The following is a 14,880-nucleotide window of genomic DNA, read 5'->3' as shown; positions in this document are numbered from 1 at the left end:
TTAATTACTTTACAAATAATATAACGACAAAAGTATAAAAAAATATGAGAATAGATAAATTTTTATGGAGCATTCGTTTTTATAAAACCAGAACCATTGCTACTGAGGAGATTAAGAAAAACAGGGTATCCATTGGAGCTTCTGCGGTAAAGTCTTCCAAAGAAGTAAAGGAAGGCGATGTAATTAAGATCCGTAAAAATCAGATTGATTATAAAATTAAGGTGATCCAGATTCCTAAAAGCAGGATTGGGGCCAAGCTGGTTCCGCTGTATATCCAGGATGTTACCGATAAAGAACAATACGAATTGCTGAAGATGCGAAAGATATCCCAGGATTATTACCGGAATAAAGGAGAGGGCAGGCCGACCAAAAAAGACCGGAGGGATATGGACGGCTATGTGGAAAACGATGTCGCCTCAGACTTTACCGACTGGGATGATTTTTTTGGGGAAACAGGCGACGATCCGGAAAATGAAGATTAAAAAAAGCTCTAGAGATAGAGCTTTTCTGCTATTTCATTCACAATATCTTCGGGCTCACGCCGGTCAGTATTCACATGATATTGCGCTTTACTGTAAAACGGGTTTCGCTCAAAGAGATGTTTGGCAATAAATTCTGCCAGGTTTTCGTCATCAATATTGGCAATCAACGGACGCTTTTCTTTCTGCTTGGAGAGTCTCTCGGCAAGGGTTCCTACCGAAGCCCTCAGGAAAACACTCTTTGAGTTGTGGTTAATAATTTCCATATTATTATAGTACACAGGAGTGCCCCCGCCCAAACTTAGAACTACGTTTTTTTCAGAGGCCAGAATTTCTTCCAGCGTCTCCCTTTCCAGCTTGCGAAAGTAGATTTCTCCCTTTTTATCGAAGATTTCAGGGATGGTAAGTTTGTTCCTTTTTGAAATCTCTTTATCCAGGTCTATCAGTTTAAAATTAAGTTTATCGCTTAATATTTTGGAAATGTGAGATTTGCCACTTCCCATGTATCCGACGAGTGAAATTATCATGAATTTTTTTTAAACAAATTTGCAAAAAAGTTTTGAGATAAAGAAAAAACTCATATCTTTGCACCACTAAAAACGAGAGACATTATTACAGTGTTAATCGTTGATAGAGTGGCCGACTCGGTAGCTCAGCTGGTAGAGCAATACACTTTTAATGTATGGGTCCTGGGTTCGAATCCCAGCCGGGTCACAAGCAAAAAAAAATTACTGGAATTTTGTAGTTTTTAAGCCTGCGTGGTGAAATTGGTAGACACGCCATCTTGAGGGGGTGGTTTCCTAAGGATGTGCTGGTTCGAGTCCAGTCGCAGGCACAATGCAGAAAATTTGAAATAATTAATATTGAAGATATAAAATTTATTTTATTTTTATCATATTAATTGTGGCCGACTCGGTAGCTCAGCTGGTAGAGCAATACACTTTTAATGTATGGGTCCTGGGTTCGAATCCCAGCCGGGTCACAAGTTTACTGAAAAGTAAATTTTTTTCATATTAATATTTTGTGATTTGGTGTTTCAAAGGCTTCCGCAAGAAGCCTTTGATTTTGAAAATAAATTTTGCGGAAACAAAATATTTTGTATCTTTGCAGCTCTTAAAATTGCATACTTTTTTTAAAATAGCATTTGTGAATTAAGTGACGACTCGGTAGCTCAGCTGGTAGAGCAATACACTTTTAATGTATGGGTCCTGGGTTCGAATCCCAGCCGGGTCACAAGTTTACTGAAAAGTAAATTTTTTTCATATTAATATTTTGTGATTTGGTGTTTCAAAGGCTTCTTTCAGGAGGCCTTTGATTTTTTATACAGTTTCATTGCTCTATCTTCAGTAACAAAAAATGCGCCACTTAAAAGCAGCGCTTGTTTTATTGATCCGATAAATTTGTAATTAAAGTAAGCTTAATCCAGGTGCATATTGTCAATTAACCGTACACCATCCACAATCACCACAATAAATGCTCTGAAATTCTGGTCTTTATAAAAAAAGTCGGTTTCCTTAAGAGTTTCTTCATCGGCGATTAAAAAATATTCCAGCTGCATTCCTCTCTGGCGGTCGAAAATATCCTGAACCCTGTCTTTAATTTCGGGAACGGTAATCACCCTGAACCAATCGTTTACTTTTTGTAAAGTTTCGAAAATAACTTTTGACGCTTCACGTCGGTCTTCCTGCAGCCGCTGGTTTCTTGAGCTTAAAGCCAGTCCGTTATCTGCCCGGTAAATGGGAACACCCTTTATATTGATCAGAAGCTTTTTATTTTCGGTCATTTTTTTAATAATAGCCAATTGCTGAAAATCCTTTTCTCCGAAATAAGCATTGTCCGGCTTCACCTGGTTGAAGAGTTCCTCCACCACAGTTCCCACGCCGTCAAAATGCCCAGGCCTTGATTTTCCTTCCATCTCATTTTCCAGTCCGCCAAAGTCATAATGTTGGCTTTCGGTTTTTTCAGGATATATGTCTGTAACTTCGGGAATATACACTGCATCCACCAGTCCTGATTTTTCAAGGATCGAAATATCCCGGTTGATATCCCTCGGGTATTTTTCAAGATCCTCAGGGTTGTTGAACTGCGTAGGATTAACAAAAATTGATGATATAACGAGGTCGTTTTCTTTTCTGGCCTTTTCATATAATGATAAATGTCCATTGTGAAGAGCTCCCATCGTAGGTGCAAAACCTATTTTCTTCCCCATTTCCTTCTGTCTTTCAATGAAATCCTGAAGAACTTTCTTACTTTTTAGAACTTCCATAGCTTTTTTTAATAGTAATTCAAAAATACTAAAAATATCATATAATTATAATAGGATAAGCAATGGTTTTAATAATTTCAGGAAGGGAATTTTCGTAAAAAAATGTTAATTAAATTAATGTTGAATGTTTTTTCGTAATTTTGCGCATTAAAGCATTTTTACAAAAATTAGATAGAAGTTTATGCCGAATCAAAAAATACTGTATATTACTACAGAGATGTATCCATATCAGGAAGACACAAATATGGCTGCAGTGGTAAACAAAATGGCACTTAAGATGCACCAAGAAGGCAATGATGTAAGAGTTTTTATGCCAAGATTTGGACAGATAAGTGAAAGGAAATTCCAACTTCATGAAGTGATCCGCCTGTCGGGAATGAATATTATTATTAACGATCTGGATCAGCCGCTTATTATTAAAGTAGCGTCTCTTCCCGGGGAAAGACTTCAGGTGTACTTCATCGATAATGAAGAGTATTTCAAAAGAAAGCAATATTATTTTGATGATGAAGGACAGCCGTTTGAGGATAATGATGAACGAGCCATATTCTTTGCGCGTGGGGTGATTGAAACCATTAAAAAACTGAACTGGGTTCCGGATGTAATCCACCTGAATGGATGGATGTCTTCATTCGTGCCGGTTTATCTGAAGACTTATTATGAGTCTGATACGTACTTCAAAGACGCTAAAATTGTTCTTTCCCTATACAATGAGAAAGATGCACCTTTAGCTTCAAATATCGGTGAAAAGCTGAGTTTCGACAATATTTCGGGATTAAAAGCGTTAGATAATCCTAGTGTAAAAAGTTTTGTAATAGAAAGTATGAACTACGTGGATGCTGTGGTAAAAGGGGATGAATTTTTAGATGAAGATCTGGATAAGGCATTCAATGAAACAGCCACTCCGAAATCGGAATACCTGGACGTAGATTCTATAAACCAACTTTATTAAAACACATTTTAATGATCCATACTATTAAGAAAGCGATCACCGTATTTTCTCTGGTGATTTTTGGAAGCGCCATCCTTTATAATTGTGAGCCGGATGCGGATACTTTGGGAGAACAGCTGTTCTTGGACGGAGCCGCACAGGGAAATGAAAAATCTTTCGATGTTACTGCTTTCAACATCAATAATAACGACAGCATCCGAAGTGATGCTTCAAAATTAACTTACGGGGTACTTGGTGCCTTCAGCGAAGGGCAATTCGGGATGCAAAAGGCTTCTTATTTAACACAGTTAAGATTATCCACTTACAATCCTGATTTCGGAACCAATGCAACAGTAGACTCCGTGGTGCTGGTTGTAAAACCAAGATATGCTTCGGATTCTGTTAGCACCAATACCGTAGATGATAATTATACCTTTACTACGGCTACAGAAACCAATGTAAACGCTAAAAAAGTAGTGAATACCTATCCTGTTTTAAAATTCGGTAAAGCGAAAAGAACATTCAAGATCAGAGTTCATGAAGTTGACGAATTTTTGAAAGGTCTTTCGGACAGTGTTAAATCTAACCAGGTATTTGCTTACGGAACTGAATTGGGAAATAAAGAATTTAAAGGAAACGTAAGTTCTGTGGCGATTACAAAAGATGATGGTGGAGCGGCTTTATTTACTGCGGCAACTCCGGGAATCAGAATCCCATTGGATAAAACATTTTTCCAGAATAAAATCATTGCAAAGAAAGGTCAGCTTGAGCTTCAGGATGCTTCAAACTTTACCAGATATTTTAAGGGACTTAGAATTTCTGTTGATGAAGAGGACGGATATTTATTCCAATTCTCTCCAAATGATATGGAACTGATCATGTATTATAAATATGATAATACGACAAGTGGCACCACCACGAGAACACAGACATCCTATTCTTTTGCTCTAGGTTCTGCAAATACCCATATCGGTCAGTACAAGTATAACAGATCCGGATCTGTATTAGGAAGCTCAACAATAGGAGACAGAACCAATGGAGATCCGAAGCTGTTCCTACAGGGAATGGGAGGTCCTTCGATAGGAATTAAAATTAAAGATGATGTTCTTACTTCCCTGAAACAATTGTATCAAAACAATAAAGCCGCCATCATCAGTGCGAAAGTCAGAATCTATACAGATCCTACAAATTGGAATAACAACTATGCTAAGCCAACAGAATTTACTTTCTTACAGAAATATATTGATAATGTTACGGATCCTGCTAAACCTAAAACTGTAACAAATTTTACAGATGACGTCTTAAACTTATCAGGACTTGCAGGATATACGCTTTACAAAGCTTATGACCTAACTAAAAATCCTGCCTATTATGACTTTATAGTCACTAAGTCAGTAAAAGATCTGGTAGAAAAGGCTGATTACAATGACACTAAAAAGTCTACCATATATTTCAGAATTGATATGGGATCTTTCCAGACGAATTCTGCAGGAACCGGCTTGGCCGGACATAAATTTACTACGACTCCTTACAATACCAGCAGAGCGGTATTTGTAGGTACAGACGCAAGTAATGCAAACAGAGTACAGTTAAAAATTATTTACGGTACAAAATAAATTAAAAAACACCTTTAGAAATATGTGTGGAATTGTAGGATATACAGGTTTTCAGGACGCTTACGATATTGTAATTAATGGTCTTAGAAGACTGGAATATAGAGGATATGACAGTGCCGGAATTGTTCTGGAGAATGGAGAGAATAAACTTGAGGTGGAGAAAACCAAAGGGAAAGTAGACGATCTTGTAGAGATCTCCGGACAATTAAAGGGAACTGCAAAAATAGGAATGGGACATACGCGATGGGCCACGCATGGGGTTCCAAGCGACAGGAACTCTCACCCACATTTGTCTAATGATGGCAAAATTGCCATAATTCACAATGGGATCATTGAGAATTATGATACCATTAAAACTATGCTTACGGAAAAAGGTTTCAGTTTCAAATCCGAAACAGATACTGAGGTTTTGGTTAACCTGATCCAGTACTTTATGGATCTGAATGTTGAAATGGACTTTCCTACGGCTGTACGGTATGCACTGAATGAAGTATACGGAGCTTACGCTATTACGGTAATGCATGAAGATTATCCGGGCGTATTGGTTGTAGGAAGATTAGGTTCTCCTTTGGCCATCGGAATCGGAGATAAAGAATATTTTATTGCTTCGGATGCATCTCCTTTTGTAGAATTTACAAAAGAAGCCATTTATCTGGAAGAAGGCCATATGGCGACAATCTCTCTGGAAAATGGCGTAGACATCAGAACAATTACTGAAAACTCTAAAATAGAGCCGGAAATCCAGGAACTTAAACTAAGCTTGGAACAGATTGAAAAAGGAGGGTATGAGCACTTTATGCTGAAAGAAATTTTCGAACAGCCTAAATCCGTACACGACACGATGAGAGGAAGGCTTCTTGTAGACGAAGGCATTATCAAGATGGCCGGAATCTGGGATCACATGGAGAAGTTCAGGAATGCCAACAGGATTATTATTATTGCCTGTGGAACGTCCTGGCATGCAGGTCTCATCGGAGAATATCTGATCGAAGAATATGCTAGGATTCCGGTGGAAGTGGAATATGCTTCTGAATTCAGATACCGAAACCCGATCATTACTGATAAGGATGTAGTGATTGCCATTTCCCAGTCAGGAGAAACAGCAGACACTATGGCTGCATTAAAACTGGCTAAAGAAAAAGGTGCATTCATCTATGGAATCTGCAACGTTGTAGATTCTTCAATTGCAAGAATTACCGATGCCGGATCTTATACTCATGCCGGTCCTGAAATCGGAGTAGCTTCTACAAAGGCATTTACAGCCCAGCTTACCATTCTCTCAATGATTGCTTTAAAATTAGGTAAGCATAACGGGAATTTAGGAAATGCTGATTTTATGAGCCTAATTGCGGAGCTGGATGCAATTCCTAAGAAAATTGAAGATGTATTGAGTTCTACTCATGAATTGGTACAGGATATTGCAAAGGATTTTGTACAGGCTACCAACTTTCTATATCTGGGAAGAGGGTATAATTATCCTGCGGCACTGGAAGGCGCCTTAAAATTAAAAGAAATCTCTTATATACATGCTGAAGGGTATCCGGCTGCAGAAATGAAGCATGGGCCGATTGCATTAATCGATGAAAATATGCCGATTGTTATTATTGCTCCAAAAAAAGGGCATTATGACAAGATTGTAAGCAATGTTCAGGAAATTAAGGCAAGAAAAGGGAAAGTTATTGCTGTGGTAAATAAAGGAGATGTTCAGGTAAGTGCAATGGCAGATTATGTTATTGAAATTCCTGAGACTTCAGAGTGTTTCTCACCGATTGTTGCATCCGTACCTCTACAGCTGTTGGCTTATTATATCGCAGTATACAGAGGCGCAAATGTGGACCAGCCGAGAAACCTTGCAAAATCGGTAACGGTGGAATAAAAATTATTTCTAAATAAAATAAATTTAGATTTCTTCCGTTATTTCAAAAAAAATCTTAAAAGTTTCTTAAAAAAATTATATATTTACGGCTTAATTATAAAAATTAACATGAAAAGGATATTTCTTTTATTATTGTCTGCGTCGGTAGCATCGGTATCTTGTTCAGGTGGGGGGGCCTCTTCAGTAGGTAAACCGGGAACAAAAGGAGAATTGATACCTAGAGAAAAAACAAAATCATTTGTTGCAGAAAGACCATTTGGTATGGTTGCTATTCCTGCAGGATCGTTTGTAGCCGGGTTAACGGATCAGGATTTCACAGATAGTCCTGAGAAAGCTCAAGCAAAAACGGTAACGGTTTCTTCTTTCTTCATGGATGAAGCAGAAACTACAAATGCAGAATACAGGGTATTTATCAATTATGTAAGAGATTCTATTGCGAGAACTTTGCTTGCTGAAGCCGCTGGAGAAGGAGGTGAAGGTAAAGGTAGAGGAACAAATATCGGAGATTACGCATACCTTGCTCAAAAAGAAGAAAATTTAACACCATATCAGGAATATTTAGAAGGACAAGGCGGTGGAAACGAAGGAAACTTCGACCCGACTAAAAAACTAGACTGGAAAGTTCCATTGCACTGGAGTACTTCCAAATACCCTGATGTAGAATACGCAGAAGTGTTAGAATCGATGTACTTACCGGCTTCTTCAAGAGTGGGTAACGAAAGAATCCTTGACGTGAGTAAACTTAAATATACCTACAGATGGGGTGATATGGATGCTGCTTTAGCTGAAAGAGAAAGAGGAGTAAATTACCTTAGAAGCGAAAGCATCGCTGTATATCCTGATACAACGGTTTGGGTAAAAGATTTCCATTTTGCTTACAACGAGCCATTGTTCGAACAGTATTTCTGGCACAAAGCTTACAAAGACTATCCTGTAGTAGGGGTAACCTGGGATCAGGCAAGAGCTTACTGTAACTTCAGAACAAAATTGAAATCTGATTATAACGAAAGCTTAAAAAGAAGAAAACAAAAGCCATTGATCTTTAGACTTCCTACAGAAATCGAATGGGAATATGCTGCAAGAGGAGGTATGCAAAATGCTACTTACCCTTGGGGAGGTCCTTACTTGATGGACGACAGAGGTTGCTATCTGGCTAACTTCAAACCGAAGAGAGGTAATTATATGGAAGATGACAAAAAAGGTACTTATACATATACTGCTCCGGTAAAAAAATTCAAGAAAAACGGATATGGGTTATTTGATATGGCTGGAAACGTGTCTGAATGGACAGAATCTGCTTACAACAACTCTTCATACGGATTCGCATCTACACTAAACCCTTCTACTAAAGATAAAGTGGATACTAAAAAATCAGTAAGAGGTGGATCTTGGAAAGATGTAGGATATATGCTTATGAACGGTGCAAGAGATTGGGAAAGAAAAGATTCAGCAAGAAGCTATATCGGATTCAGAACCGTACAAGATATTCCTGAAGCTGCTGTTAAGCCAAGAAAAGTTAACAGATAAGATTTTCATTACACATTATTTTCAATAACAATTTTATTTAACATTAAAAAAAACTAACTTATATGTTTAAGACTAAAGATGCTTGGATGAATTTCTTCTATTCATTCGGTGCTGCAATTGTAATTCTTGGGGCTTGGCTTAAAATTACCCACATCACTTTAGGACCAATCAATGGTAATATCGCTCTTACAGTGGGACTTATTACGGAAGCCATCATCTTCATTATCTTCGCTTTCGACCCACCGAAATCCGAAGAGTCTTACGCTTGGGAAAATGTTTATCCTGAATTATTAGATAAGCATGCAAATCCTAATCCATTACATTCTAATACATCCAAAAACAACGCTGCTCAGTTTGCTGAATTAGAAAATTCTCTTTCTACAAAATTGGACAAAATGCTTCAGGATGCTAAACTTGATGTTCAGTTATTCGAAAGACTGAGAACAGGGATCGATAAATTTTCAAGTTCAGTAGATCAGATCAATCAGACGGTTGACGTATCTGCTTCTACTCACAAATATAATGAGCAGTTAAACAAAGCAGCTCAGCATATGGAAAGCATGAACGCTTTATATGCTATGCAGATGGAAAGCACTAAAAAGCAATCTGAGTTTGCTAACAAATATGTTGCAGACATGCAAAAATCTGCTGAGCAATCTGAAAAATTCAATCAGGAATTACAGGGTTTAACTTCAAACTTAAACAATTTAAACAGAGTTTACGGTGGTATGCTAACCGCTATGAAATCTTAATTTTCCAAAACCATTTTTTAATTTAACAACTTAATCAAAAAACAAAGAAAAGAGAATGGCAGCAGGAAAACAGACACCTCGTCAGAAGATGATCAACCTGATGTATTTGGTGTTCATCGCTATGATGGCCCTAAATATTGATGCGGAAATCATCAGGTCATACTATGACTCTACCAAAGCGCTAAATGAAACAAGAACGTTAACGGAAAGAAAGAACGAAAGAATATTTGAGAAAACCCTTGAGGCAAAAGCTCAGCAGGTACCCGATACCTATGCGCAGCCTTGGGCTCAGTATCAGGTTCTTAGAGACAAAATTAACGTTTTGGTAAAATCTGCTCAGGGTATTAAGGACGAGCTTAAAAAGAAATCTGAGTTTCATGATAAGGATGCTCAGGGTAAAGATGTTGATGTAAGTGAAAACTTCGCAGCATTGAATAATAATGAAGCGACTACGGAATATTTCTTTAAGGAAGGTGATGAAAATACTCCTTCTAAAGGAGCATTGGATTTAAAATCTAAAATCGATGATGTAAGAAATTACATTAATACTACTTTTGGAAACAATCCTCAGTTAAAAGATTTAGTAGATAGAGCCAACAAATCTTTGATCGCAGAATATCCTAAAGGAAAATCTCCGAACGATAAGACGTGGTTCCAGAATAAATTCTATCACCAGCCGTTGATCGCAGCCATTTCAAACCTGGAAATCATCCAGAATGATGCAAGAAACGTACAGTCTGATGCCTTGGCTTTAATGCTTCAGGAAAAAGTAGATGCGAGCATCAAGTTTACAAGCTATGAAGCCATCGTTTCTGCGCCTGTAGATATCATTGCAGGAAAACCTGCTGAAGCCGTTGTAATGTTAGGAAACTATTCAAACAGCAACAAGATCAACATCTCTGGAGTGAGCAGACAGGAAAACGGAAAAGGATATGCACCGCTTAATACGAGTGGAATCGGTGAGCATACTTTAAGTGGTAACATCACTTTAACAGATGCTTCCGGTAAAGCACAAAGCTTCCCGTTCACACATACGTATAATGTAATTGCAGGACCACAGGAAGTTAAACTTCAGAAGGGATTATTGCTTTCTCCTGATAAAATGAATGTGGTTTATAGAGGCTTGGAGAATCCTTTGTCCGGATCAATCTTAGGTGCTGATAATTCTAAATTATCCTTATCTGCACCAGGTGCAGTAGTAAAGAGTGCAGGACCTGGTAAATGGAATGTTATACCTTCAAGCGGTAATGTTTTAAAACTTACTTTGTCCGGTACAGATCCTTCTGGTAAAACTGTTTCTCAGACTTTTGAGTACAGAATTAAGAATGTTCCTGCTCCTCAAGGCCAGATGAGAGGTCAGAATGTGCTGACAATGCCAGCTAGCTCTATTCCAAATCAAACTGTTCAGGCAGCTATCCCTGATTTCGATTTCCCAGTTTCATTTACTGTAAATCAATTTATGGTTAAAGTTCCTGGAAGAGCAGCATTATTAATTAAAGGAAGTAGTCTGGATGAAGCGGCAGGCTTAGTTAGAAACTTGAGAGCTGGGGATGTAGTATATGTCTTCGACATTAAAGCTACTGCTACAGGATTAGGAAATCAGACGTTGAAAAATATATCACCCGTTGTAATCAACGTTCAGTAATTTTAATAAGATAAAAAAATATTATGAAAAAATATATTAGCAGTCTTTTAGTATTAGTTTCGGGTTTTGCTTTATCCCAAACTATCCTGAACGCTTCTTCTCCAGAAGAGTTCAGACAAATGAGAGCTGAAAACAAGCAAAAAGTTGGTGATAGCATTGTTGACAAAAGTGTAAAGCCTTTGGAATATGGATTTGTTGATGAGAAGGACATTGTAAAAAGCATGTTTGTTTGGGAAATCGTTGATATGAATGATAAACTGAACCAGCCTTTTTATTATGATAATCCAAATGGTCTAGCTTCAAAACAGACTAGATCTCTTTATCAGTTATTGCTTGACGCTGCCACAAGTGGAAAAATTGCTGAAGTTTATGATGATGAAAACTTTGTAACCAAATTGAGTCCGGAAGGAATTCAAAAGAGGTTAGAAAGTGTAAGAATTGCTGATGCAGCAATTGATATTTTAAACTCTGGTAGACCATTAACGGAACAAGAGAAAAAAGAATATACCGATATTTTCAAGACTACAACTGAAAAAGTAAAAGTTCTTAAAATTATGGGTATGTGGTATATCGATAAGAGAGATGGTCAGATGAAATACAGACCTCTAGGTATTGCTGCAATGGGACCAGATCCTGCTGTACAAGGTAGAACAGGACCTGACGGACAGCCATTAGCTGGAGCAGACGAGCTTATTGATTTATTCTGGATCTATTATCCAAGCGCAAGAGATGTATTAGCAAACAATTATGTTTACAACAGAAAAAATTCGTCTGCGGATTTATCTTTTGATGATTTAATCAATGCAAGAAGATTCTCTTCTGTAATCTATAAGTCTTCTTCAGGTATGGGTGACGGTGTTATTGACGATTATATTCCGAATGACGCTGAAGGACAGATCGAGGAAAGCGACAGAATTAAGGCGCAAATCCTTAAAATGGAAAATGAAATGTGGAATTACTAAGATTTCACTTGACAATTATAGAAAACCTGAGTACTTTTACTCAGGTTTTTTTTATTATGAATACTATAGATTATATCATCGTCGGAGATGGGTATGCCGGGCTTTTCTTTGCGCATCAGCTGATCAGGAACAACAAATCCTTTATTTTATTTTCAGAAGGAAGGAAAAGTGCCTCACAGGTTTCTGCCGGAATTATTAATCCGGTAGTTCTGAAGAAATTTACCACTTTCTGGAAAGCACAGGAGCAAATAGATTTTCTGAAAAACACATTGCGAGAAATCGAAGGCTACACCGGTAAAAACTATTTAATCGATGCCCCAATCCACCGTATTTTTCATGATGAGAACGAACAGAAGCTTTGGCTTAAAAAATCAGAAAATGATGAGCTGATTAATTTTCTGGACAAAAATTTTGATCATTTAAAGGCTGTAAAAAACGATTTTCTCACCGGAAAGGTGAATCAGTCTGCCAGACTGGATGTGAGTGGATTTTTTAGGGGTTTATTTGATTTTTTAGAAAATCAGGGCTGTCTGATAAAAGAAAAGTTCAGTTACCAAGAAGTTGATACCGAAAATTCCATTTATAAAAATTTTCACTTCAAAAATATCTTGTTTTGCGAAGGCATGGGGGTGACACAAAATCCGTTTTTTTCTGATATTCCCGTGAACCCGAATAAGGGTCATCACATAAAAGTAAAACTTTCTGAAAAAATTCCTGAAAAGATCACCATCAAGAAAAAACATTTTTTATTTCCTGTAAACGAAGATCTGCATTTCTACGGCGGTACCTATGATAGGGAGCAGTTAGATCATCATATTGACGATGCTGCGGTAGAGCAGCTGAAAAAAGGATTGTCTGAATTTTATCCTGCAACTTTTGAAATTGCAGAAGTAAATGTTGGCTTCAGACCTACCGTGAAGGATAGAAGACCGATTATCGGAAAACATCCGGAGTATCATAATATATACGTATTTAATGGTCTCGGAGCAAGAGGAATTCTAAACGGCTGCTATTTTTCCAAAAGCCTTTATGACTGTATAGAAGAAAATATCCCGTTGCCGATGGAAGTTTCCCTGGATCGTTTTAAGTAACAGTATTTATTTGAGTATAATCATGCGATGTTTCTGGAATTATTCGTAAATTAAATATCAAAGAATTGATTATGGACGAAAATCTTTTAGGAATCATTGCAGGGGCTATTACATCGGTAGCGATGCTTCCTCAGCTGATTAAGGTAATTAAACAGAAAAATGCAGACGACCTGTCGTGGGGAATGTTGCTGGTACTAATTTCAGGGCTTTCCTTGTGGGTTTGGTACGGCTTTATGAAAGATGAGCTGCCAATCATTCTCTCAAATGCTTTTGCCGTATTGGTCAATATTACTCTTTTAATATGCTGTATCATTTACAAAAAGAAATCGTCCTAAAAAGGCGGACACTTCTGCCATACAGAAGTGTCCTTATTTATGGTGATGTGTTTATAAATTAGGGCTGAAGAACAAATTTTGCTAAAGGGGCCATTCGGGCTTTATTAAGCGTTAAAGTATCTCCATTTACGGAATAATTATCAGCTGTCAGAAGAGCTTGGGTAAACGCGCGTTCCGTAGCCAGATCGTCACATGCAATCATAGTCGACATGCCTTGGTTGAATTTAATGCGCATCGCTTCCGGCTTTATTTCAAAAGTTCCGCCTACACCGTTGCAGCCTCCGTGACCGGTGTACCGCATATCAGCCGTAGTTAGCTTAAAGTATGGATTGGCTTTAGGATTCGTAAGGGTGATCGGTTGTCCATTCAGCTCGGTTAGCTTCCATGTTTTTCCTGTAATATCCGTTGGTTTGCCTGATGACGGATTGGCTGCCTGATTATTGGCACAGCAAACTGTTGCACCGATAATAAACAGTGAGCATAAATAGGTGATTATATTTTTCATATTTCAGATTTTGTGATTAAGGATTGGATTAATTAATAAGAAGCCATTTTCGTATTTGATGAAGAAGCTTTGTTCTTTTTGTGGTGGAAAAGGACTATATTGTAATCTTTCTTCAGAAAAGTAACCTCTCCGCGCACATCGGAAAACTGGTAAACGGCATCACCTGCTGTAAATTCCGGCAATTCCTCACTCTTTTTAAGATCATAGGTCTTTCCGTTCAGGCGAACTACAACGGTATTCTGTGTTTCGTTGAACGCCACCTCCAGCTGATCCCCAAAATCATCGGTATAAACCTCTTTTGTGATGTGATCGGTATTTTTCTTAACCTCAGTTGTATTTTCAAGGCTTACCTCTTCTTCTTTCACCTGATGCTTGCATGCCGCTACGGTAAGAAGCGGTATCAGGGCGATAGTCATGGTTTTTAATAATCTTTTCATAATAATAAGCGATTTTTCGGTGATTCATTAATAGATTGGTGTTGTAATCCTATAAAATTACGATTTTATTGACAGTAATTTGTTAATTTTTTATAAATTAATTAAATTATCTTATATTTTTTCTCCCATTTAAATATTCTGATCTTTGGAAAAATCAAGATTCCATTACAAAAACTGTGCTAAGGGCAATAACTGTGGTATAAAAATCAGTATAAATTCTATTCGTGAATTCAAGATTACTTTTTGCTATATTATTTAATGAATTGAATAAGTTTATCAATTAAAATTCAATCTACTGCTTAAATGTTTAGGCACTTTATAAAATAATAAAACCTAATAATTTGTTCATTTTTGAATTTAAATTAAATATTAATATTTTTAATTGTTTATAATTTGTTAAAAAGCGCTATAATTGTATAAAATTTTTAATATAAAATATATTTTAATAAATTTTAACA

The 14,880-nt window shown here is 37.2% G+C and carries 14 protein-coding genes and 4 tRNA genes; 14 read left to right on the top strand and 4 right to left on the bottom strand.

The genetic code is table 11. The annotated features are described in order from the left end of the window. The first annotated feature begins 44 nt into the window (after positions 1-44). A complete protein-coding gene (locus QE422_RS17935; protein ID WP_307461446.1) occupies positions 45-482 on the top strand; it encodes an RNA-binding S4 domain-containing protein in 438 nt (145 codons plus the stop codon). Positions 483-490: 8 nt separating this feature from the next. Here QE422_RS17935 and QE422_RS17930 read toward each other — a convergent pair whose 3' ends face one another. Beyond that, positions 491-1,006: a shikimate kinase gene (locus QE422_RS17930; protein WP_307461444.1), complete on the bottom strand. Its 516-nt coding sequence runs from the start codon at positions 1,004-1,006 to the stop codon at positions 491-493. A 114-nt stretch (positions 1,007-1,120) separates the two neighbouring features. On the opposite strand from QE422_RS17930, the gene QE422_RS17925 reads away from it, so the two are divergent. The 4 genes from QE422_RS17925 to QE422_RS17910 all read left to right on the top strand — a co-directional run bounded on the left by QE422_RS17925 (position 1,121) and on the right by QE422_RS17910 (position 1,712). Beyond that, positions 1,121-1,193, top strand: a tRNA-Lys gene (locus tag QE422_RS17925). A 38-nt stretch (positions 1,194-1,231) separates the two neighbouring features. After that, positions 1,232-1,314, top strand: a tRNA-Leu gene (locus QE422_RS17920). 74 nt (positions 1,315-1,388) lie between these two features. After that, positions 1,389-1,461, top strand: a tRNA-Lys gene (locus QE422_RS17915). Positions 1,462-1,639: 178 nt separating this feature from the next. Further along, positions 1,640-1,712 (top strand) — tRNA-Lys (locus tag QE422_RS17910). Positions 1,713-1,896: 184 nt separating this feature from the next. Here the strand turns inward: QE422_RS17910 and panC are convergent. Next, the gene (gene panC, locus QE422_RS17905; protein ID WP_307461442.1) at positions 1,897-2,745 is read right to left on the bottom strand and encodes a pantoate--beta-alanine ligase; all 849 of its coding nucleotides are present in this window, start codon (positions 2,743-2,745) and stop codon (positions 1,897-1,899) included. Between the two features lie 181 nt (positions 2,746-2,926). Between panC and QE422_RS17900 the strand changes: the two genes are divergently transcribed. The 9 genes from QE422_RS17900 (at position 2,927) to QE422_RS17860 (ending at position 13,480) form a co-directional block, all read left to right on the top strand. Next, the gene (locus tag QE422_RS17900; RefSeq protein WP_307461439.1) at positions 2,927-3,697 is read left to right on the top strand and encodes a glycogen/starch synthase; all 771 of its coding nucleotides are present in this window, start codon (positions 2,927-2,929) and stop codon (positions 3,695-3,697) included. 11 nt (positions 3,698-3,708) lie between these two features. After that, the gene (locus QE422_RS17895; RefSeq protein ID WP_307461437.1) at positions 3,709-5,292 is read left to right on the top strand and encodes a DUF4270 family protein; all 1,584 of its coding nucleotides are present in this window, start codon (positions 3,709-3,711) and stop codon (positions 5,290-5,292) included. A 22-nt stretch (positions 5,293-5,314) separates the two neighbouring features. After that, positions 5,315-7,168, top strand: coding sequence for a glutamine--fructose-6-phosphate transaminase (isomerizing) (gene glmS / locus QE422_RS17890; RefSeq protein ID WP_307461435.1), 1,854 nt, complete (start codon positions 5,315-5,317; stop codon positions 7,166-7,168). A gap of 108 nt (positions 7,169-7,276) precedes the next feature. Continuing rightward, on the top strand, positions 7,277-8,695 hold the full coding sequence (gene gldK, locus QE422_RS17885) for a gliding motility lipoprotein GldK (protein WP_307461433.1): 1,419 nt from the start codon (positions 7,277-7,279) through the stop codon (positions 8,693-8,695). A 62-nt stretch (positions 8,696-8,757) separates the two neighbouring features. After that, positions 8,758-9,447, top strand: coding sequence for a gliding motility protein GldL (gene gldL, locus QE422_RS17880; protein WP_307461432.1), 690 nt, complete (start codon positions 8,758-8,760; stop codon positions 9,445-9,447). Between the two features lie 55 nt (positions 9,448-9,502). After that, positions 9,503-11,092, top strand: coding sequence for a GldM family protein (locus QE422_RS17875; protein ID WP_307461430.1), 1,590 nt, complete (start codon positions 9,503-9,505; stop codon positions 11,090-11,092). Positions 11,093-11,115: 23 nt separating this feature from the next. Then, on the top strand, positions 11,116-12,054 hold the full coding sequence (gldN, locus tag QE422_RS17870; RefSeq protein ID WP_307461428.1) for a gliding motility protein GldN: 939 nt from the start codon (positions 11,116-11,118) through the stop codon (positions 12,052-12,054). Between the two features lie 56 nt (positions 12,055-12,110). Further along, a complete protein-coding gene (locus QE422_RS17865) occupies positions 12,111-13,145 on the top strand; it encodes an FAD-binding oxidoreductase (protein ID WP_307461426.1) in 1,035 nt (344 codons plus the stop codon). Positions 13,146-13,216: 71 nt separating this feature from the next. Beyond that, a complete protein-coding gene (locus QE422_RS17860) occupies positions 13,217-13,480 on the top strand; it encodes a SemiSWEET transporter (protein WP_307461424.1) in 264 nt (87 codons plus the stop codon). A gap of 58 nt (positions 13,481-13,538) precedes the next feature. Here QE422_RS17860 and QE422_RS17855 read toward each other — a convergent pair whose 3' ends face one another. Together QE422_RS17855 and QE422_RS17850 are read right to left on the bottom strand one after the other, a co-directional pair. Beyond that, positions 13,539-13,985 (bottom strand): META domain-containing protein, encoded by a 447-nt coding sequence (locus QE422_RS17855; RefSeq protein ID WP_307461422.1) that lies wholly within the window; start codon positions 13,983-13,985, stop codon positions 13,539-13,541. 32 nt (positions 13,986-14,017) lie between these two features. Further along, positions 14,018-14,422: a hypothetical protein gene (locus tag QE422_RS17850; RefSeq protein WP_307461420.1), complete on the bottom strand. Its 405-nt coding sequence runs from the start codon at positions 14,420-14,422 to the stop codon at positions 14,018-14,020. Between the last annotated feature and the right edge of the window lie 458 nt (positions 14,423-14,880).

The organism is Chryseobacterium sp. SORGH_AS_0447 (assembly GCF_030818695.1).
Lineage (GTDB): Bacteria > Bacteroidota > Bacteroidia > Flavobacteriales > Weeksellaceae > Chryseobacterium.
The sequence above is the reverse complement of the archived record's forward strand: the minus strand, read 5'-3'. Positions and strand labels throughout refer to the sequence as shown.